Below are 21,146 nucleotides of genomic sequence, written 5' to 3'. Positions count from 1 at the left end.
ACGTCCGCTTCGCGGCCGGTCGCAGCCTCGCTCGCTCGGCAGCGGCTACAGAAGCAGCGTACCAACACGAAACCCGAGCGAAGCCTGCTTGCGACAAGCCCCATACGTTCGATCAGGCAAACGCCTGCTCGAGCGCCACCCCGGCACCGGTCAGGCCCGAGTACGGCGCCGTCACCAGCCATACCGGAATGCCCTTGAAGTAATCGCTCATGCAGCCCTTGTCGGCAAAACAACGGGCGAAACCGCTTTCGACGAAAAAGTCGGCGAACCGCGGGATTACCCCGCCGACGATGTACACGCCACCGCGCCCGCCGGTGGTCAGCACGTTGTTGCCCGCCACCCGGCCCAGCCAGCAGCAGAACTGCTCGAGCACTTCCAGGGCGATGGGGTCGCCGGCCAGGCCCGCCGCAGTGATGGCTTCCGGGGTATCGAGCACCGGCTCATGCCCGTCCACCGCGCAGATCGCCCGGTACAACCGGGGCAAACCGCCGCCGCTGAGCGCGGTCTCGGCGCTGACATGGCCGATCTCACTGTAAATGTGCTGCCACAACTGGGTTTCCCGCGGGCTGCTCAACGGCAGGTCGACATGCCCGCCCTCGCCCGGCAAGGCGGCCCAGCGGCCTTCGCCCAGGTCCAGCAGCGTGCCGACGCCCAGGCCGGTACCCGGCCCGATCACTACCGCCGGGCGCAGCGGCTCGGGAGTGCCTTCGCAGACCACCCGGAACTCGCCCGGTTGCAGGCGGGTCATGCCCAGGGCCATGGCCGAGAAGTCATTGACCAGCAGCAGCTCATCGACCTGCAGGGTCTGGCAGAAGGCCTTGCGGCTCAGGCGCCAGTGGTTGTTGGTAAAACGAAATTCGTCGCCGCCGACCGGACCGGCCACCGACAGGCACACCGCGCCGATCGAACCCGGCGCCAGGCCGAGGCCGCCCAGGTATACGCCGATGGCTTCTTCCGGGCTGGCGTGGTCCGCCGTCGCCAGCACCTGGATCGACTCCAGGCGCTGGTCTTTCCACAACGCAAAACGCGCATTGGTTCCACCAATGTCACCGACCAGCGCTAGCTTCACTTAAGGTTCTCCAGGGCAGAGGTAAAGGCGCTGGCGCCCTGCTCCGCCGAGCTGAAGGCCATGCGCATGAAACCGAACAATTCGCGGCCGCTGCCGACGTTGTTACCCAGCAGGCCCTTGGCCGGTTCGCGGGCAGCGAATTCATCGGCGTCTACCTTAAGCTCCAGCGTGCCCTTTACGCCATCCACGCGAATGATGTCGCCGTCGCGCACCCGTGCCAGCGCCCCGCCGACCTGGGCTTCAGGGCTGACGTGGATCGCCGCCGGGATCTTGCCCGAGGCCCCGGACATGCGCCCGTCGGTGACCAGCGCGACCTTGAAGCCACGGTCCTGCAACACGCCGAGGAACGGCGTCATCTTGTGCAGTTCCGGCATGCCGTTGGAGCGCGGGCCCTGGAAGCGCATCACCGCCACGAAGTCTTTCTCCAGCTCGCCAGCCTTGAACGCATCGGCCAGGTCCTGCTGGTCCTGGAACACCACCGCCGGCGCTTCGACGATCTGGTGCTGCAGCGCCACGGCGGAGACTTTCATCACCCCGCGACCGAGGTTGCCTTCCATCACCCGCAGGCCGCCTTCCGGCGAGAACGCGCGGGCCACCGGACGCAGGATGTTTTCGTCGAGGCTTTCGATCGGGCCGTCGCGCCACACCAGCTTGCCGTTGTCCAGGAACGGTTCCTGGGTGTAGCGGCTCAGGCCACGGCCGGCCACGGTGTTGACGTCTTCGTGGAGCAGGCCGGCTTCCAGCAGTTCGCGGATCAGGAACGCCATGCCGCCCGCCGCCTGGAAGTGGTTGATGTCGGCCTTGCCGTTCGGATAGACGTGGGACAGGGTCGGCACCACCTCGGACAGGTCGGCCATGTCCTGCCAGGTCAGCTGGATGCCCGCGGCCTGGGCAATCGCCGGCATGTGCAGGGTGTGGTTGGTCGAACCGCCGGTGGCGTGCAGGGCAACGATGGAGTTGACCAGCGAACGCTCGTCGACGATCTCGCCGATAGGCGTGAAGTTGCCGCTCTGCTTGGTCAGGCGGGTGACCTGCTGCGCCGCCTCATGGGTCAGGGCGTCGCGCAGTGGCGTGTAGGGGTTGACGAAGGACGCGCCCGGCAAGTGCAGGCCCATGACTTCCATCAGCAGCTGGTTGGTGTTGGCGGTGCCGTAGAAGGTGCAGGTACCCGGGCTGTGGTAGGACTTCATCTCCGATTCCAGCAGCTCTTCGCGGGTCGCCTTGCCTTCGGCGTAACGCTGGCGCACGTCGGCCTTTTCCTTGTTGGAAATGCCCGACGGCATCGGCCCGCCCGGGACGAAGATGGTCGGCAGGTGGCCGAAGCGCAACGCGCCCATCATCAGGCCCGGGACGATCTTGTCGCAGATGCCGAGCATCAGCGCGGCGTCGAACATGTTGTGGGACAAGGCCACCGCGGTGGACAGCGCGATCACCTCGCGGCTCGGCAGGCTCAGCTCCATGCCGGCCTCGCCCTGGGTCACGCCATCGCACATGGCGGGGGTGCCGCCGGCGAACTGGCCGACCGAGCCCATCTCGCGCAGGGCCTTCTTGATCTGTTCGGGAAAGTGCTCGTACGGCTGGTGCGCCGAGAGCATGTCGTTATATGACGAAACAATCGCCACGTTGGCGGCATTCATCATGCGCAGGCTGTGCTTGTCTTCCGAGCCGCAGCCGGCAACGCCGTGGGCGAAGTTCGCACACTGCAGCTTGCCCCGTTGCGGGCCATCGCTGGCGGCGCCGCGGATCAGGGCGAGGTAAGCCTCGCGAGTGGCGCGACTGCGGGCGACAAGCCGTTCGGTGACCTCAAGAACGCGGGGATGCATGTGTAGAACTCCAGGCTAACGGATGTGGCGACCTGTTTGTCTATGCTGATCAAAACGCCCGCGGCACAGGGGATGGCAGAGGGTTTCTTGACCATTTGGACCAGTTGATTCAGGTCACTCGTTGTAGATAAAACAAAATATTGCCACCAAAAAGGCTTGTTTTCTATTTTTTTGCGAATAATCTTGTAATTCCAACAACAAAACTACGGCAGGCGCTTTTCTAATGACTCTACGAATCGCAATCAATGGTTTTGGCCGTATCGGCCGTAACGTCCTGCGCGCACTTTATACCCAAGGCTATCGCCAGGATCTGCAGATCGTCGCCATCAACGATCTGGGTGATAGTTCGATCAATGCCCACCTGCTCAAATACGACACCGTCCACGGCACTTTCGATGCCGACGTGCAGCACGATCAGGAAAGCCTGACCGTCAACGGCGACCGGATCGCCGTCAGCGCCATCCGCAATCCGGCCGAACTGCCCTGGGCCGCCGAGAAGATCGACGTCGTATTCGAATGCACCGGTCTGTTCACCGACCGTGCCAAGGCCGCCGCCCATCTCAGCGCCGGCGCCCGCAAAGTGATCATTTCCGCCCCGGCCAAAGGCGCCGACGCCACCGTGGTGTATGGCGTGAACCACGACATTCTGCGCCAGTCGCACCAGATCATTTCCAACGCTTCGTGCACCACCAACTGCCTGGCGCCAGTGGCCCAGGTGCTGAACCGCGAGCTGGGCATCGAAAGCGGGCTGATGACCACCATCCACGCCTACACCAACGACCAGAACCTGACCGACGTCTACCACAGCGATCCGTACCGCGCCCGTTCGGCCACCCAGAACATGATCCCGAGCAAGACCGGCGCGGCCGAAGCCGTGGGCCTGGTGCTGCCGGAACTGGCGGGCAAGCTGACCGGCATGGCGGTGCGGGTGCCGGTGATCAACGTATCGCTGGTGGACCTGACCGTGCAGCTCAAGCGCAACACCACTGCCGAGGAGGTCAACGCCCTGCTCAAGAGCGCCAGCCAGCACTCGAAGATCCTGGGCTACAACAGCCTGCCGCTGGTCTCCAGCGACTTCAACCACAACCCGCTGTCGTCGATCTTCGACGCCAATCACACCAAGGTCAGCGGCGGCAAGCTGCTCAAGGTACTGGCCTGGTACGACAACGAGTGGGGCTTCTCCAACCGCATGCTGGATAACTGCCTGGCCCTGTGCAGCGCCGAGTAAGCCCACGGCCTGCGACGCGGGAGCTGCCGCAGGCTGCGATCTTTTGATCTTCACATTCGAGGTTCAAGCGCGCAAAGATCGCAGCCTCGGCAGCTCCTGCAGATTTCCTCCCTCCAGGAGCCGCCACCGATGATCGGTATCAGCTTCACCCAGGCCAGCATGGCGGCGCGCAAGCGCATCGCCCTGGTGGCCCACGACCACTGCAAGAGTTTCCTCCTGGACTGGGCCGAGCGGCAGAAAGACAAGCTCGCCGAGCACGCTCTGCTGGCCACTGGCACCACCGGCCAGCTGCTGCACCAGCGCCTGGGCCTGCCGGTGGAAAGCATGATCAGCGGCCCCCTGGGCGGCGACCAGCAGCTCGGCGCGCGAATCGCCGAGCAGCGGGTGGACATGCTGGTGTTCTTCTGGGACCCCTTCGAACCCCAGCCCCACGATCCGGACATCAAGGCCCTGCTACGGGTCGCGGCGGTCTGGAACATTCCCGTGGCCTGCAACGAATGCAGCGCCGACTACCTGCTCAGCAGCCCGCTGATGGAGCAGGCGCACAGCTACCGGATTCCGGACTACCCGGCGTACCTCTCAGGGCGTCGATGATTCACTCAGGGCTTGACCGCCAACGTAGATGATAAGCATTATCATCCGCTGAAAAATCAGCCAGGTCCTGTTGTGAGCCAATCCCGCTTCAATCACGTCTTTCTCACCCAGCGCGTTTCACTGCTGCGCACGCTGGAGCGGATGGTCAACAACCCCAGCACCGCCGAGGACCTGTTGCAGGAAACCTACCTGCGCGTGACCCGGGCCCTGAGCGAACGGGCCATCGACCACCTCGAACCCTTCGTCTTCCAGACCGCCCGCAACCTGGCGCTCGACCACCTGCGCGCGCGCCGCATCCAGGCCCGCACCCTGCTCGAAGACGTGCCGCTGGACGTGGTCGAAAGCGTGGCCGCGCCCCTGAGCAGCGCCGAGGATGCCGCCCATGCCGAACAGTTGCTGGAACGCCTGAACATGAGCCTTGCCCAACTCAGCCCGCGCCAACAGCAGATCTTTATCCTCAGCCGCCTGCACGGCCACAGCTACCTGGAGATCGCCGAGAAGCTCGAGGTCTCCCAGAGCACCGTGCAAAAGGAACTGAAGCTGATCATGGCCATCTGCATCGGCGTCGCCGAGCGCTTGAACGGTCATTGAGGCCCAGCCGGGCGGGCGTCGGCCGCAGCCCTTTGCTACCCTTGACCGCCCCTGCGCTCTCCATCTAAAAAACAGCCGTGCACAGACACAGCCGAGGAACCCCCGTGACGGACACCCACCGCACCCAGCCGACCGCCCAGGACGGGGAAACATCCACCCCCTGCGCCGCGGATCAAGCCATGGACCAGGCCCTGGACTGGCTGATCCTGCTGGAGAGCCCGAGCCCCGAGCAGGCCCGGCAATTCCATGACTGGCTGAACGCCTCGCCCCTGCACAGCGCAGCCTTCGACAAGGCCCAGGCGATCTGGAACGGTCCGCAAGTGGTGCGCTGCGCGCAAAGCCTGGACACCCAAAAAACCAAGGTCAGTGTGCTGTCGCGCCTGCGTCCGCACTGGCGGCCCCTGGCGGTGGCGGCGGTGCTGATCCTCGGCCTGTTCAGTTTCAGCAACCTGCCACTGCGCCTGCAGGCCGATCACCTGACCGTGGTCGGCGAGCGCCAGCGCCTGCAACTGGAGGACGGCTCGAAAGTCCTGCTCAACACCAATTCGGCCTTCTCCAGCACCATCGACGAGCGCCAGCGCGTGGCCCGCCTGTACCAGGGCGAAGCCTTCTTCGAGATCCCCGCCAGCCGCGGCCAGCCGCTGGAACTCGACGCCGGCCCGGTACGCGCCAGCGTGCGCGACACCGCCTTCGCCGTGCGTTACCTGGACGGCGTGGCCCAGGTGCGGGTACAGCGTGGCGATGTCGACCTGCGCGCCACCCACGACGATGCCCGGGTGCGCCTGTCGGCCGGCGAAAGCATCCGCATCGGCCCCAACGGTTTCGACCGCCCGGCCAAGCTCGACCTCGACAAGGACCTGGCCTGGGTCCAGGGCCGGCTGGTGTTCGAGAACTGCCCGCTGAACCAGGTGCTGGCCGAGTTGCGCCGGTATTACCCGGGCTGGATCGTCAACAACAACGAGCGCCTGGCCGATGTCGCGGTTACCGGTAATTACCGTCTCGACCAGCCGCTGGACGTGGTGCGCTCCCTGGCTCACATCACCTCGGCGCGCCTGCAGGAGTTCCCTGCGCTGGTGATTCTCAACTAGCACGCATTTATTTTTACGCGATCGCTGTCGGTCGTTCGTCTCGTTATAGCCAATGCAATTGATTCGCATTAAATATGCCGAATCAGCACCTATAAAGATTCGTGCGACACGGAGCGCTATCGATGTCCTCTCGCCTCAACAGCCGGTCCTCTTCATCTTCCCGCCAGGCCCGCCTGCAGAACTGCACGCTGTCCCTGCTGACTGCCGCCATCCTGCTGGCCGGGGCCGCGCCGGTCATGGCCGCCACCGCCACCAGCCAACCGGCGCGCAACATGGGCGACTACAGCTTCGCCATCGACCAGCAGCCGCTGGTGTCGGCGCTGAACGCCTTTAGCGCCGTCACCGGTTGGCAGGTCGGCCTGTCGGCGGAACTGGGCGAAGGCATCGCGTCCCCGGGCGTGCGCGGCTCGCTGCCGCCGGAAAAAGCCCTGGACCGCCTGCTGATGGGCACCAACCTGAGCTACCGCAAGCTCGGCGCCAACAACATCGTCCTGGAAAAGCGCACCAGCGGCGGCGCCCTGACCCTGCAACAGGTGACCATCAGCGCCACGCGCCAGGAGCAGGACGTCAACAGCGTGCCCAGCACCGTGACCGTGCATGACCGCCAGGACCTGGACCGCAACAACGTCAACACCATCAAAGAGCTGGTGCGCTACGAGCCAGGCGTTTCGGTCGGCGGCGCCGGCCAGCGTGGTGGTATCAGCGGCTACAACATCCGCGGCATCGACGGCGACCGCATCCTGACTCAGGTCGACGGCGTGGAGATTCCCAACGGCTTCTTCAACGGCCCCTATGCCAAGACCCAGCGCAACTACGTCGACCCGGAAATCATCAAGCGCGTGGAGATCCTCCGCGGCCCGGCGTCGGTGCTGTACGGCAGCAACGCCATCGGCGGCGCGGTCAGCTACTTCACCCTCGACCCGGACGACATCATCAAGCCCGGCAAAGACGTCGGCGCCCGCCTGAAGACCGGCTACAGCTCGGCCGACGACAGCTGGCTGAAATCCGCCACCGTGGCCGGACGCAGCGGCCAATTCGACGGCCTGCTGCACTTCAGCCAGCGCGACGGCCACGAAACCGACTCCTACGGCAGCAACAACAGCACCGGCCTGGCGCGCACCGCCGCCAACCCGGAAGACGTGCGCACCACCAATGTGCTGGCCAAGGCCGGCTGGAACTATGCCGACGACGCGCGCCTGGGCCTGACCTACGAGAAGTACAAGGACGACCGCGACACCAACCAGAAGAGCGCCGTGGGCGGCCCGTTCAACGCCGGCCAGCCGTTGGGCATGTACCGCTCGCGCACTGGTAACGACACCATCACCCGCGAACGTTTCGGCCTGGACAACCGTTTCGCCCTCGATAGCCTGCTGGCCGATCACGTGAAGTGGAGCCTCAACTACCAGATCGCCAAGACCGACCAGAGCACCCTGGAAAACTACTTCCCGTTCACCCGCAACGTCATGCGCAGCCGCGAAACCCTCTACCAGGAGAAGCAGTGGGTCTTCGACGCCCAGGCCGACAAGGCCTTCGCCATCGGCGAAACCGAGCACCTGCTGACCTACGGCACCACTATCAAGCAGGAAAAGGTCACTGGCTCGCGCAGCGGCAGCGGTACCTGCCTGGCGGTCGGTCGCGGTTGCACGGCGGTCGGCGCCATCAGCCCGTCCGACGTGCTGAAGAAGTCCAGCGACTTCCCGGACCCGACCATCAACACCTACAGCCTGTTCGCCCAGGACCAGATCAGCTGGAACAAGTGGACCTTCCTGCCGGGCCTGCGCTACGACTACACCCAGCTCAAGCCGCACATCACCCAGGAGTTCCTCAACACCGTGGCCGCCGATGGCCAGGGTGAAGTGAGCGACGAGAACAAGACCTGGCACCGGGTATCGCCCAAGTTCGGCCTGACCTACGCCCTGACCGACCAGTACACCTGGTACGGCCAGTACGCCGAAGGTTTCCGCACCCCGACCGCCAAGGCGCTGTACGGCCGCTTCGAGAACACCACCACGGGCTACCGCGTGGCGCCGAACTCGAACCTCAAGCCGGAGAAAAGCCAGAGCTATGAAACCGGCCTGCGCGGCAACTTCGAGTCCGGCAACTTCGACGTGGCGGTGTTCTATAACAAGTACCGCGACTTCATCAACGAAGACGCGGTGACCCCGGGCTACGACGAGCTGACGTTCCAGAGCAACAACATCAAGCACGCCACCATCAAGGGCGTGGAAGTCAAAGGCCGGCTCAACCTCGACACCCTGGGCGCGCCGCAGGGCCTGTACACCCAGGGTTCGGTGGCCTACGCCTACGGTCGCAACAACGACACCGGCGAACCCTTGAACGCGGTCAACCCGCTGACCGGCGTGTTCGGCCTGGGCTACGACCAGGACCACTACGGCGCCCTGCTCAGCTGGACCCTGGTCAAGAAGAAAGACCGCGTCGACAGCAGCAGCTTCAAGACCCCGGATGGCACCAGCAGCCAGTTCAAGACCCCGGGCTACGGCGTGCTCGACCTGACCGGTTTCTACAAGGTCAGCGACGATGTCACCGTCAGCGCCGGCATCTACAACCTGGCCGACAAGAAGTACTGGCTGTGGGACGACGTGCGCGGCTACGACAGCGTCGGCGAAGCCGCGGTGCTCAGCCCGGCCAACCTCGACCGCCTGACCCAGCCGGGTCGCAACTTCGCGGTCAACCTGATCTGGGACATCTGATCCGGTCTACCTCACTGCGCTTTTCGATGGAGCGCAGTGAGGATTTTTTACTGTGCCGCGTCTTCTTGTTCGTCTAGTTAGCAAGTGCTTCTCATTTTCAGCAGCTCTCGTTTTCAGTAGCTCTCATTTTCAGTAGCTCTCATTTTCACATCCCAAGGACATTGTCATGACCACCCAGGATTCCCCACAGCGCCCGAGCCTGCGCTCCCAGCGCCTGAACCAGATCACCCACGAACCCCATGCCAGGCTCGACGCCCTGGTCAAGGCCCACGCGCCGTTCGAAAGCGCCAGCAGCTTTGCCCGCTTCGTCGTCGCCCAGTACCTGTTCCAATCCGAACTGGTCGCCCTCTACAACGACCCGGCGCTGATCGCCATCATCCCGGACCTGGCAGAGCGTTGCCGTGCCGAAGCGGCCAAGGCCGACCTGGCGGATCTGGAAACCGAAGTCCCGGCCCCGGTGGCGGGCGCGGTGCAGAACCCGAGCAAGGCCGAAGCCCTGGGCTGGCTGTTCGTCTCCGAAGGCTCCAAGCTGGGCGCGGCGTTCCTGATCAAGCGTGCGGTGGGCCTGGGCCTCGGCGAAACCTTCGGTGCCCGGCACCTGGGCGAGCCGGCCGGCGGTCGCGCCGAAGGCTGGAAGTCCTTCACCCGCACCCTCGACGGCCTGGCATTCAGCGCCGAAGAAGAAGCCGCGGCGGAAAAGGGCGCACTGGATGCCTTCAACCGTTTTACCGTGCTGCTGGAAAAGGCCTACGACACGGCGCCTGAACTGGCCTGATTTTTTCGCCGGCGCGCTCGTTCCTGCATTGAAGGCGTAGACTCACGCCCGCTGCAGGAACGAACCTGCTGGCGCCAGCCGTTTTTCCCACCCTTTGTGGATTGAGCCCCATGCTCGTCACCTCATCATCGAACCCATGACCGGCACAACCCGATCCCCGTCCAAGGCCTCCCGCCTGTTCTTCGGTTGCCTGGCTTACGTCAGCCTGGCCATCGGCCTGATCGCCATCGTCGTGCCCGGCCTGCCGACCACCGAATTCGTGCTCCTCGCCGCCTGGGCCGCGACCAAAAGCTCGCCACGCCTGAGCGCCTGGATGGAAAACCACCGCCTGTTCGGCCCTATCCTGAGCAACTGGCGCAACGGTCGGATCATCAGCCGCCGGGCCAAGATCAGCGCCACCGTCAGCATGCTGCTGTGCGCCGGCCTGATGCTGAGCCTGCTCACTCATCACTGGACCCTGTACCTGGCGCTGGCCGGCATGGGCCTGGGCAACCTGTGGATCTGGTCGCGCCCGGAAGCCCTGGCCCAGGCCTCCTGATTCCTCGGCCAGAGCAGCCGGCCGACGCTCGGTTGCTCGCGACAGGCCCTGCGGCGAAACCTCCCTCCTCCCTGTTTATGTCAAACACATGACCGCTCGTCGGCTTTTTCTCAGGCAAATGCCGCTCAAGCCGATGTTCCGGGCATGGCGCTGAATGGACTTGGCGACCGGAGTCATCCGACTCACCGCTCACCTCCTATCCATTCGCGAGATCGCCCCATGTTCGACTCTCTGTCCATTCGCCTGAAAATCGTGCTGTTGTCCGGACTCTGCCTGCTCGGCGTGGTGGGCCTGATCGTCGGGATGAACATCTACCAGACCAACCAGAACGATCAACTGGTCAGCAGTTCCAGCTCGCGAATGCTCACCGACAGCGTGCAGAACCTGCTGCAGGCCCGGGCCGCCGAGCAGGCGGTGCGGGTGCAGAAAACCTTTGGCGAGAGCCTGCTGGTGATCACCGCCCTGGCCGACCAGATCAACGACCTGCGGGCCATGGCCGGCAAGCGTTCGCTGGACGCCGCGACGCTGCGCGAAGAACTCAACCACAGCCTGAAAACCGCCTTCGAACGCAACACCAAGGTGCTGGGCATCTGGCTCGCCTATGAGCCCAACGCCCTCGACGGCAAGGACAGCGAGTTCGCCAACGACGCCGGCCATGCCTCCAACGAAGCCGGGCGCTTCGCCAGCTACTGGAGCCGTGCCGGCGGCACCGGGCTGAACACGGTGATGGTCGAAGAGGACATGAACAAGACCACCCTGAGCGTCAGCGGCACCCCCTACAACAGTTGGTACACCTGCCCGCGCGACAGCAAGCGCACCTGCCTGCTGGACCCGTACGCCGACACCGTGGGCGGCAAGCTGATGCTGATGACCACCATCTCTCTGCCGCTGATCGTCGACGGCAAAGTCATAGGCGTGGTCGGCGTGGACATCGCCCTGGATGCCCTGCAGGCCGCGGCCGCCGAGTCCCAGAGCGGGCTGTTCGACGGTGCCGGGCACATGCTGATCGTCGCCGGCAGCGGTATCCTCGCCGCCTACAGCAACGATGCGGCCAAGGTCGGCAAGGGCATCGCCGACACCCTCGGCGCAGAAGGCAAGGATGTGCTGCAACTGCTGGCTGGCAATACCCCGAAAATCCTCAAGCAGGGCGACCTGATCCGCGCCGTGTATCCGGTCAGCCCGATCGCCGACGCCCGCCCCTGGGGCGTGGTGATCGACCTGCCGGAGCAGGTGCTGCTGGCCGACACCGTGAAACTCCAGAGCGTGCTCGACGACGCCCAGGCCCAGGGCACCCTGGTGTCCCTGCTGGTGGCGGCGGTCGCCGGCGTGATCGGCCTGCTGCTGATCTGGCTGACCGCCTCCGGCGTGACCCGGCCGATCAACAGCGTCGCGCAGATGCTCAAGGAAATCGCCAGCGGCGACGGCGACCTGACCCAGCGCCTGAAGTACAGCAAGCAAGACGAACTGGGCGAGCTGGTGAGCTGGTTCAACCGCTTCCTCGACAAGCTGCAACCGACCATCGCGCAGATCAAGCAGAGCATCACCGACGCCCGCGGCACCGCCGACCAGTCCTCGGAGATCGCCCGCCAGACCAGCGAAGGCATGCAGGTGCAGTTCCGCGAAATCGACCAGGTGGCCACCGCGTCCAATGAAATGAGCGCCACCGCCCACGACGTCGCCAACAGTGCCTCGAACGCCGCCAACGCCGCCCGTGGCGCCGACCAGTCGGCCAAGGACGGCATGACCATCATCGAGCGCAGCACCCGCGACATCAGCACCCTGGCCGAGGAAGTCAGCAAGGCAGTGGTCGAGGTCGAGGCCCTGGCGGTCAACAGCGAACAGATCGGCTCGGTGCTGGAAGTGATCCGCAGCATCGCCGAACAGACCAACCTGCTGGCCCTCAACGCCGCCATCGAGGCGGCGCGCGCCGGGGAAAGCGGCCGCGGCTTCGCGGTGGTCGCCGACGAGGTGCGCAACCTGGCCAAGCGCACCCAGGATTCGGTGGAAGAAATCCGCGTGGTGATCGAGCGCATCCAGAGCGGCACCCGGGGCGTGGTGGCGACCATGCATTCGAGCCAGGCCCAGGCCCAGAGCAACGCCGGGCAGATCCAGCAAGCGGTGCAGGCCCTGGGCAAGATCAGCGACGCGGTCACGGTGATCAGCGACATGAACCTGCAGATCGCCAGCGCCGCCGAACAGCAGAGCGCGGTGGCCGAAGAGGTCAACCGCAACGTCTCGGCGATCCGCAGCGTGACCGAATCCCTCACCGAGCAGGCCACCGAATCGGCCCAGGTCAGCAGCCAGCTCAACGCCCTGACCACCCAGCAGATGAAGCTGATGGACCAGTTCCGGGTCTGATCCTCGCCTCTGTAGGACTGTAGGAGCGAAGCTTGCTCGCGATGAACCGGAGCGCGCCGCATTGAGCCAGTGAGTGCGCGCCATCGTTGACGACCATCGCGAGCAAGCTCGCTCCTACAGATAGTTCTTGCTCCGTCACGGGGCTGCGGCGCTTCACTTTTTTGATTTATGCTGCCCCCTCTCTTGCGGAGGGCCTGCAATGACCGATGTGCTGTCGTCTGTTCAAGCCGCGCTTGGCTTGCCTCTTACCCCGATTGCCTTGACCTCGAGCGGCGCCCTGCCCTCGGCCTTCGCCGTGACCGAACTGGCCAGCGCCAGCATCGCCGCGGCCGGCCAGGCGGCGGCCGGGCTGCTGTTCAACCAGACCGGGCGCATGCCCACCCTGAGCGTCGACCGACGCCTGGCCTCCTTCTGGTTCGCCACCTCCCTGCGGCCGCTGGGCTGGAGCGTGCCGCCGCTGTGGGACCCGGTCGCCGGCGACTACGCCACCCAGGACGGCTGGATTCGCCTGCACACCAATGCGCCCCATCATCGCCAGGCGGCCGAACAGGTACTCGGCCGGGTCGCGGACCGGCCGGCCATGGCCGCCAAGGTTGCGCAGTGGAACAAGAGCGACCTGGAGCAGGCGGTGGTCGAGGCAGGTGGCTGCGCCGCCGAAATGCGCAGCTGGGCCGAGTGGCAAGCCCATCCCCAGGGGCAGGCCGTGAATGCCGAGCCCCTGGTGCACTACGTGAAGCAAGGTGCAGACGCCGCGCAGCCCTGGCGCGGGTCGCTGTCACGCCCCCTGGCCGGGATCAAGGTGCTGGACCTGACCCGGGTGCTGGCCGGCCCCATCGCCAGCCGCTTTCTGGCCGGGCTGGGCGCCGACGTGCTGCGCATCGACCCGCCGGAGTGGAACGAGCCCGGCGTGGTCCCGGAAGTCACCCTGGGCAAACGCTGCGCCCGCCTGAACCTGCACGACGCCGCCGATCGCCAGGTCTTCGAAAGCCTGCTGGGGGAAGCCGACCTGCTGCTGCACGGCTACCGCGCCGATGCCCTGGAACGCCTCGGCTACGGCGCAGCCGAGCGCCAGCGCCTCGCCCCGGGGCTGATCGATGTGTGCCTGAACGCCTATGGCTGGAGCGGCCCCTGGCAGAACCGCCGTGGCTTCGACAGCCTGGTGCAGATGAGCAGCGGCATTGCCGAGGCCGGCCAGCGCTGGCAGCAGGCCGAAAAACCGGTACCGCTGCCGGTGCAGGCCCTGGACCACGCCACCGGCTACCTGATGGCCGCCGCCGCGATCCGCACCCTGAACGAACGACTGAAAACCGGGGCCGTCGGCAGCGCACGGCTGTCGCTGGCGCGGACCGCCAAGCTGTTGATCGAGCACGCCCCTGGCAGCGCCGAGCCCGCCTTGCGCGCCGAAGACCAGGACGACCAGGGATTGCTGGTGGAGCAGACCTCCTGGGGCCCGGCCCATCGCCTGCAAGTGCCCCTGCAGATCAGCGGCACGCCCCTGCAATGGGCCTACCCCGCCAGCGACCTGGGCGCCCATCGCCCGAAATGGTGAGCCTGTAACGCGTAACCTGTAGCCGCTGCCGAGCACCGCGAGGCTGCGATCGAGGACGTAGTCCTCGCCAAGCCTGCGCATGCGGTATGAATGACGTAACGCGCCGCCTGATTTACGGCCGCTGCGCAGCCGATCGCAGCCTCGCGGTGCTCGGCAGCGGCTACAGGTACGGGGGGATTACAAGGCCGTCCACAGGTGCTGCGCCGCGTAACCGCGCCATGGCCGCCAGGCCTCGGCGCGGGCCAGCAGCTGGCTGGCGCTGACCGGCCCGCCTTCGAGTGCCGCCAGGGCATTGAGCAGGCCCACGTCCGCCGCAGGGAAGGCATCCGCTTCGCGGAACTGGCGCAAGGCCACGTAATGCGCAGTCCAGTCGCCAACACCCCATAGCGCCCGCAAGGCGGACAGGCTCTGTTCGAGGCTGGCCTTGGGAGCAAACAGCTGCGGATCGTCGAGCAGCGCCTGCGCCACGCCGGACAGGGTCCGCCCCCGGCTACGCGGCATGCCCAGGCTCGCCAGGTCGGCGCCCGCCATTCGCCCCGGCTCAGGAAACACATGGCTCAACCCCGCCGGCGCCCCCACGCAGCTCAATGGCTGGCCATATTGCGCCACCAGCTTGCCCGCCAGACGGATGGCCGCCACCACCGTGATCTGCTGCCCCAGCACCGCGCGCACTGCCAGCTCGAAACCGTCCCAGGCGCCGGGCACGCGCAGCCCCGGCCGCGAGGCGATCAAACGGGCCATCAGCGGGTCGGTGGACAGTTGCCGATGAATCGGCGCCAGGTCGGTGTCCAGGTCCAGCAGGCGGCGGATGCGCGCCACGATCCGCGCATGGGCTTGCGGATCGGGAAAGTCCAGGGTCAGGGCCAGCGCATCGCTGTCACCCGGGCCCACGCTGAACCAGCCGTGCATGCCATCGAGGCTGATGCTGCGCGAATAGCGGTCGCCGCTGACGGTCTCCTGCCCGGCGATGGCCCGCGCCTGGAGAAACGCCAGCATCGCCGGCCAGTCATAGGGCGGCTGGTAAGCGAGCCTCACAGCGACAGCACACCGCTGTACAGGCCATAGGCGGCCAGGCTGGCCCCGGCGACCACACAAGCGAAAATGCCTTTCTCGATACCGGTGAACAACGGCTCGCCCTGCTCGCGCTTGGCCTTGGCGAACAGGATCACCCCCGGGGCATACAGCAGGGCCGACAGCAGCAGGTACTTGACCCCGCCGGCGTACAACAGCCACACCGCATAACACAGGGCCACGCCACCGATGCACAGGTCTTTCATGCGCTCGGCCGAGGCATGTTCGTAGGTTTCGCCACGGCCACTGAGCAGCACCGCGTAGGCCGCCGACCACAGGTAAGGCACCAGGATCATCGACGAGGCGAGGTAGATCAGGCTGGTGTAGGTCCCGGCGGAGAACAGGGTGATCAGCAAAAACACCTGGATCATGCTGTTGGTCAGCCACAGGGCGTTGACCGGTACGTGGTTGGCGTTTTCCTTTTTCAGGAAGGCCGGCATGGTCCGGTCGCGGGCGGTGGCGAACAGAATTTCGGCACACAGCAGCGCCCAGGACAGCAAGGCACCGAGCAGGGAAACCGCCAGGCCGATGCTGATCAGCAACGCCCCCCAGGGACCGACGATGTGCTCCAGCACCGCCGCCAGGGATGGGTTCTGCAAGGTCGCCAGCTCCGGCTGGCTCATGATCCCCAGGGACAGCACGTTGACCAGCACCAACAGGGCCAGCACCCCGATGAAGCCGATCACCGTGGCCCGGCCGACATCCGCGCGCTTTTCGGCCCGGGCCGAATAGACGCTGGCGCCTTCGATGCCGATGAACACGAAGACCGTGACCAGCATCATGTTGCGCACCTGGTCCATCACCCCGCCGAAGTTCGGGTTGCCGCGGCCCCAGATGTCGCGGGTGAAAATGTCCGCCTTGAACGCCACCGCGGCAATCACGATGAACATCACCAGCGGCACGATCTTGGCCACGGTGGTCAGCAGGTTGATGAAGGCCGCTTCCTTGATCCCGCGCAGCACCAGGAAATGCACCGCCCACAGCAAGACCGAAGCGCAGGCGATGGCCACCGGGGTGTTGCCCTGGCCAAACACCGGGAAGAAATAGCCCAGGGTGCTGAACAGCAGCACGAAGTAGCCGACGTTGCCCAGCCAGGCGCTGATCCAGTAGCCCCAGGCGGACGAGAACCCCATGTAGTCGCCGAAGCCGGCCTTGGCGTAGGCGTACACCCCCGAATCGAGTTCAGGCTTGCGGTTGGCCAGGGTCTGGAAGACGAAGGCCAGGGTCAGCATGCCCACGGCGGTGATCGCCCAACCGATGAGGATCGCCCCCGCGTCGGCCCGGGCCGCCATGTTCTGCGGCAAGGAAAAGATCCCGCCGCCAATCATCGAACCCACCACCAGCGCGATCAGGGCGCCGAGTCGCAGTTTTTGCGTGGTTTGTGGCATGCCTACCTCTGCGTGCAGTCCAATTGTCCGACAACCAAACTATATGCAAATAAATTACTTCCACACGCTGGCAACGAACTAAAAGAGTCAATTATTGATCTTTTATGGATCCAATGACATGACTCCGATCAGAACTTACTGAATCTTGGCGAGTTTTATTTTTTGTAAAGACTGAATGCCATCAACCGGCCACCCCCTTTATAACTTTTTTACTAGTTGCGCATTCTTGAAAGCGGACTAGTTTCAATCTGGCATCAATGAGAAGCCCTGTCATCCAGCCTTCCAGGCCTTCAGTAATGGCACTTCCAGGCATCCTGCCGGCGAAAGCAAAGACTGCTTAAGTCATTCATTCACAATGGAATGTAGCGATGACCTGATCTAAGTCAGCTGTTTGTATTACGCGCAGATCTACTCTGACGTCTCTCTTCTCCTGCAATGGAGTCACGCAATGTCTGACACTCCCGGAAAACTACGACTTGGTGCGTTAGTCGCCTTGGTAGTCGGCTCGATGATTGGCGGCGGGATCTTTTCCTTGCCACAAAACATGGCGGCAAGTGCCGATGTAGGCGCTGTTCTTATTGGCTGGGCTATTACCGCTGTCGGTATGTTGACGCTGGCTTTCGTGTTTCAAACCCTGGCCAACCGCAAGCCTGATCTGGACGGCGGTGTCTACGCCTATGCCAAGGCCGGCTTCGGCGACTACATGGGTTTTTCTTCGGCCTGGGGTTACTGGATCAGCGCCTGGCTGGGCAACGTCGGCTACTTCGTGCTGCTGTTCAGCACCCTGGGCTACTTCTTTCCGATCTTCGGTGAGGGCAACACCCCGGCCGCGGTAATCGGCGCCTCGGTCCTGCTGTGGGCCGTGCACTTTCTGGTGCTGCGCGGGATCAAGGAGGCGGCCTTCATCAACCTGGTGACCACGGTCGCCAAAGTGGTGCCGCTGCTGCTGTTCGTGCTGATCGCCCTGTTCGCCTTCAAGCTGGACATCTTCACCGCGGACATCTGGGGCATGAAGAACCCCGACCTGGGCAGCGTGATGAACCAGGTGCGCAACATGATGCTGGTCACCGTCTGGGTGTTCATCGGCATCGAAGGCGCGAGCATCTTCTCCTCCCGCGCGGAAAAACGCTCGGACGTGGGCAAGGCCACCGTGATCGGCTTCATCACCGTGCTGCTGTTCCTGGTGCTGGTGAACGTGCTGTCGCTGGGCATCATGACCCAGCCGGAACTGGCTAAGCTGCAGAACCCGTCGATGGCGGCGGTGCTGGAGCATGTGGTCGGCCACTGGGGCGCGGTGCTGATCAGCGTCGGCCTGATCATCTCGCTGCTGGGGGCGCTGCTGTCGTGGGTGCTGCTGTGCGCGGAGATCATGTTCGCCGCGGCCAAGGACCACACCATGCCGGAGTTCCTGCGCAAGGAGAACGCCAACCATGTGCCGGTCAACGCCCTGTGGCTGACCAACGCCATGGTGCAGATATTCCTGGTCATCACCCTGTTCTCGGCCAGCACCTACCTGTCGCTGATCTACCTCGCCACCTCGATGATCCTGGTGCCCTACCTGTGGTCGGCGGCCTATGCCGTGCTGCTGGCGGTGCGCAGCGAGACCTATGAGGCGGCCCTGGCCGAACGCAAGAAAGACCTGTTGATCGGCTCCATCGCCCTGATCTACGCGATCTGGCTGCTGTACGCCGGCGGGGTCAAGTACCTGCTGCTCTCCGCCCTGCTCTACGCCCCCGGCGCGATCCTGTTCGCCAAGGCCAAGCTGGAGTTGGGCAAACCGATTTTCACCAACGTCGAGAAGCTGATTTTCGCCGCAGTGGTCATAGGCGCCCTGGTGGCCGCCTACGGGCTCTACGACGGCTTCCTGACCCTGTAACCGCACGATTGTTTCTACCTCTGGAGGATCACTGTAATGACCACGGAAAAAGTTAAGTACGGCGTCCATTCCGAAGCCGGCAAACTGCGCAAAGTCATGGTTTGCTCCCCAGGCCTGGCCCATCAGCGGCTGACCCCGAACAACTGCGATGAACTGCTGTTCGATGATGTGATCTGGGTCAACCAGGCCAAGCGCGACCATTTCGACTTCGTTACCAAAATGCGCGAGCGTGGGATCGAAGTCCTGGAAATGCACAACCTGCTGACCGATACGGTGCAGAACCCCGAAGCCCTGAAGTGGATCCTGGATCGCAAGATCACCCCCGACACCGTCGGCGTCGGCCTGACCAACGAAGTGCGCAGCTGGCTCGAAAGCCTGGAGCCGCGCAAGCTGGCCGAGTTCCTGATCGGCGGCGTGGCCGGCGAGGACCTGCCGGAAAGCGAAGGCGCCAGCGTGATCAAGATGTACCGCGACTACCTGGGCCACTCCAGCTTCCTGCTGCCGCCGCTGCCCAACACCCAGTTCACCCGCGACACCACCTGCTGGATCTACGGCGGCGTGACACTCAACCCGATGTACTGGCCGGCCCGTCGCCAGGAAACCCTGCTGGCCAGCGCCATCTACAAGTTCCATCCCGAGTTCACCCACGCCGACTTCGAGATCTGGTACGGCGACCCGGACAAGGATCACGGCCAGGCCACCCTCGAGGGCGGCGACGTCATGCCGATCGGCAATGGCGTGGTGCTGATCGGCATGGGCGAGCGGACCTCGCGCCAGGCCATCGGCCAGCTTGCGCAATCCCTGTTCGCCAAGGGCGCGGTGGAAAAAGTCGTGGTCGCCGGCCTGCCAAAATCCCGCGCGGCGATGCACCTGGACACCGTGTTCAGCTTCTGCGACCGCGACCTGGTCACGGTCTTCCCGGAAGTGGTCAAGGAAATCGTGCCGTTCGTCATCCGCCCCGACACCAGCAAGCCCTATGGCATGGACGTGCGACGGGAGAACAAATCGTTCATCGAGGTGGTGGCCGAATCCCTCAACCTCAAGCAACTGCGCGTGGTGGAGACCGGCGGCAACAGCTTCGCCGCCGAACGCGAACAGTGGGACGACGGCAACAACGTGGTGGCCCTGGAACCGGGCGTGGTCATCGGCTATGACCGCAACACCTACACCAACACCCTGCTGCGCAAGGCCGGGGTGGAAGTGATCACCATCAGCGCCAGCGAACTCGGCCGTGGCCGTGGCGGCGGCCACTGCATGACCTGCCCGATCATCCGCGACCCGATCGATTACTAAGCGCCTCTTATTCCGACATAGCAGCTTGCCGTTGCCCCCACGAAGGGCCTCGGCAAGTGGACGACCGAAATCAAAGGAGATCCATCATGGCTTTCAACATCCACAACCGTAACCTGCTGAGCCTCGAGCACCACACCGCGCGCGAGCTGCGCTACCTGCTCGACCTGTCCCGCGACCTCAAGCGCGCCAAGTACACCGGCACCGAGCAGCAGCACCTCAAGGGCAACAACATCGCCCTGATCTTCGAGAAAACCTCGACCCGTACCCGCTGTGCCTTCGAGGTCGCCGCCTATGACCAGGGCGCCAACGTCACCTACATCGACCCGAACTCGTCGCAGATCGGCCACAAGGAAAGCATGAAGGACACCGCCCGCGTGCTCGGGCGCATGTACGACGCCATCGAGTACCGCGGCTTCAAGCAGGAAATCGTCGAAGAGCTGGCGAAGTTCGCCGGGGTGCCGGTGTTCAACGGCCTGACCGACGAATACCACCCGACCCAGATGATCGCCGACGTACTGACCATGCGTGAGCACGCCGACAAGCCGATCCACGACATCAGCTACGCCTACCTGGGCGACGCCCGCAACAACATGGGCAACTCGCTGCTGCTGGTGGGCGCCAAGCTCGGCATGGACGTGCGCATCTGCGCGCCCAAAGCCCTGTGGCCCCATGACGACCTGGTCAGCCGCTGCAAGAAGTACGCGGAAGAAAGCGGCGCCCGCATCACCCTGACCGAAGACCCGAAAGCCGCGGTCAAGGGCGTCGACTTCATCCACACCGACGTCTGGGTATCGATGGGCGAGCCAGTGGAAGCCTGGGCCGAACGTATCCAGCAACTGCTGCCGTACCAGGTCAACGCCGAGCTGATGAAGGCCACCGGCAACCCACGGACCAAGTTCATGCACTGCCTGCCGGCGTTCCACAACAGCGATACCAAGGTCGGCAAGCAGATCGCCGAGCAGTATCCGCACCTGGCCAACGGCATCGAAGTGACCGACGACGTGTTCGAGTCGCCGGCCTGCATCGCCTTCGAGCAAGCGGAAAACCGCATGCACACCATCAAGGCGATCCTGGTCTCGACCCTGGCCGACCTGTAACCACGATGACCGGGCCGACCGCCTGACGGCCGGCCCCTCGCCCCGTGGGCGCGCGACTTGCGCCCACGGGATCACCGAATTCTGGAAGGAATGCATT

Annotated in this window: 16 protein-coding genes and 1 pseudogene; 13 read left to right on the top strand and 4 right to left on the bottom strand. The window is 64.6% G+C overall.

Features of this window, described 5'->3' with window-relative positions:
- Nucleotides 1–112: 112 nt before the first annotated feature.
- Entirely contained in the window at nucleotides 113–1,069 is a 957-nt protein-coding gene (locus NRG23_RS27030; protein WP_028683212.1) for a glucokinase, read from the bottom strand.
- Nucleotides 1,066–2,892 carry a phosphogluconate dehydratase gene (gene edd / locus NRG23_RS27025; RefSeq protein WP_009045235.1) on the bottom strand — a complete coding sequence of 609 codons (1,827 nt, stop codon included), beginning with the start codon at nucleotides 2,890–2,892 and terminating at the stop codon, nucleotides 1,066–1,068. The genes NRG23_RS27030 and edd overlap by 4 nt, the downstream gene beginning before the upstream one ends.
- 223 nt (nucleotides 2,893–3,115) lie before the next feature.
- On the opposite strand from edd, the gene gap reads away from it, so the two are divergent.
- From gap to NRG23_RS26980, 10 genes and pseudogenes are all read left to right on the top strand, one after another.
- Nucleotides 3,116–4,120 carry a type I glyceraldehyde-3-phosphate dehydrogenase gene (gene gap, locus NRG23_RS27020; protein WP_009050409.1) on the top strand — a complete coding sequence of 335 codons (1,005 nt, stop codon included), beginning with the start codon at nucleotides 3,116–3,118 and terminating at the stop codon, nucleotides 4,118–4,120.
- Between the two features lie 129 nt (nucleotides 4,121–4,249).
- Nucleotides 4,250–4,714 carry a methylglyoxal synthase gene (locus NRG23_RS27015; RefSeq protein ID WP_009050410.1) on the top strand — a complete coding sequence of 155 codons (465 nt, stop codon included), beginning with the start codon at nucleotides 4,250–4,252 and terminating at the stop codon, nucleotides 4,712–4,714.
- Nucleotides 4,715–4,786: 72 nt separating this feature from the next.
- The gene (locus NRG23_RS27010; RefSeq protein ID WP_009050411.1) at nucleotides 4,787–5,305 is read left to right on the top strand and encodes an RNA polymerase sigma factor; all 519 of its coding nucleotides are present in this window, start codon (nucleotides 4,787–4,789) and stop codon (nucleotides 5,303–5,305) included.
- A gap of 104 nt (nucleotides 5,306–5,409) precedes the next feature.
- Nucleotides 5,410–6,393 (top strand): FecR domain-containing protein, encoded by a 984-nt coding sequence (locus NRG23_RS27005; protein WP_103331515.1) that lies wholly within the window; start codon nucleotides 5,410–5,412, stop codon nucleotides 6,391–6,393.
- Nucleotides 6,394–6,515: 122 nt separating this feature from the next.
- A complete protein-coding gene (locus NRG23_RS27000) occupies nucleotides 6,516–9,104 on the top strand; it encodes a TonB-dependent receptor (protein ID WP_124355341.1) in 2,589 nt (862 codons plus the stop codon).
- 166 nt (nucleotides 9,105–9,270) lie between these two features.
- A complete protein-coding gene (locus tag NRG23_RS26995) occupies nucleotides 9,271–9,879 on the top strand; it encodes a biliverdin-producing heme oxygenase (RefSeq protein WP_053269760.1) in 609 nt (202 codons plus the stop codon).
- Between the two features lie 136 nt (nucleotides 9,880–10,015).
- Nucleotides 10,016–10,417: a YbaN family protein gene (locus NRG23_RS26990; RefSeq protein WP_009050415.1), complete on the top strand. Its 402-nt coding sequence runs from the start codon at nucleotides 10,016–10,018 to the stop codon at nucleotides 10,415–10,417.
- A 144-nt stretch (nucleotides 10,418–10,561) separates the two neighbouring features.
- A pseudogene (locus NRG23_RS32945) lies at nucleotides 10,562–11,869 on the top strand (chemotaxis protein); the annotation flags it as partial.
- 150 nt (nucleotides 11,870–12,019) lie between these two features.
- On the top strand, nucleotides 12,020–12,775 hold the full coding sequence (locus NRG23_RS32940) for a methyl-accepting chemotaxis protein (protein WP_371356885.1): 756 nt from the start codon (nucleotides 12,020–12,022) through the stop codon (nucleotides 12,773–12,775).
- Nucleotides 12,776–12,974: 199 nt separating this feature from the next.
- Entirely contained in the window at nucleotides 12,975–14,324 is a 1,350-nt protein-coding gene (locus NRG23_RS26980) for a CoA transferase (protein WP_124340659.1), read from the top strand.
- Between the two features lie 177 nt (nucleotides 14,325–14,501).
- Here the strand turns inward: NRG23_RS26980 and NRG23_RS26975 are convergent, their stop codons facing one another.
- Nucleotides 14,502–15,359: a DNA-3-methyladenine glycosylase gene (locus tag NRG23_RS26975; protein ID WP_257372938.1), complete on the bottom strand. Its 858-nt coding sequence runs from the start codon at nucleotides 15,357–15,359 to the stop codon at nucleotides 14,502–14,504.
- Entirely contained in the window at nucleotides 15,356–16,783 is a 1,428-nt protein-coding gene (arcD, locus tag NRG23_RS26970; RefSeq protein ID WP_028683219.1) for an arginine-ornithine antiporter, read from the bottom strand. The genes NRG23_RS26975 and arcD (NRG23_RS26970) overlap by 4 nt, the downstream gene beginning before the upstream one ends.
- Nucleotides 16,784–17,231: 448 nt before the next feature.
- Between arcD (NRG23_RS26970) and arcD (NRG23_RS26965) the strand changes: the two genes are divergently transcribed.
- From arcD (NRG23_RS26965) to NRG23_RS26955, 3 genes are all read left to right on the top strand, one after another.
- The gene (gene arcD / locus NRG23_RS26965) at nucleotides 17,232–18,659 is read left to right on the top strand and encodes an arginine-ornithine antiporter (RefSeq protein ID WP_009050420.1); all 1,428 of its coding nucleotides are present in this window, start codon (nucleotides 17,232–17,234) and stop codon (nucleotides 18,657–18,659) included.
- Between the two features lie 36 nt (nucleotides 18,660–18,695).
- Nucleotides 18,696–19,952: an arginine deiminase gene (gene arcA / locus NRG23_RS26960; protein ID WP_009050421.1), complete on the top strand. Its 1,257-nt coding sequence runs from the start codon at nucleotides 18,696–18,698 to the stop codon at nucleotides 19,950–19,952.
- Between the two features lie 86 nt (nucleotides 19,953–20,038).
- Nucleotides 20,039–21,049, top strand: coding sequence for an ornithine carbamoyltransferase (locus NRG23_RS26955; protein ID WP_009050422.1), 1,011 nt, complete (start codon nucleotides 20,039–20,041; stop codon nucleotides 21,047–21,049).
- Nucleotides 21,050–21,146 lie beyond the last annotated feature (97 nt).

It is taken from the genome of Pseudomonas sp. T8, from assembly GCF_024610635.1.
GTDB lineage: Bacteria > Pseudomonadota > Gammaproteobacteria > Pseudomonadales > Pseudomonadaceae > Aquipseudomonas > Aquipseudomonas chlororaphis_I.
The sequence above is the reverse complement of the archived record's forward strand: the minus strand, read 5'-3'. Positions and strand labels throughout refer to the sequence as shown.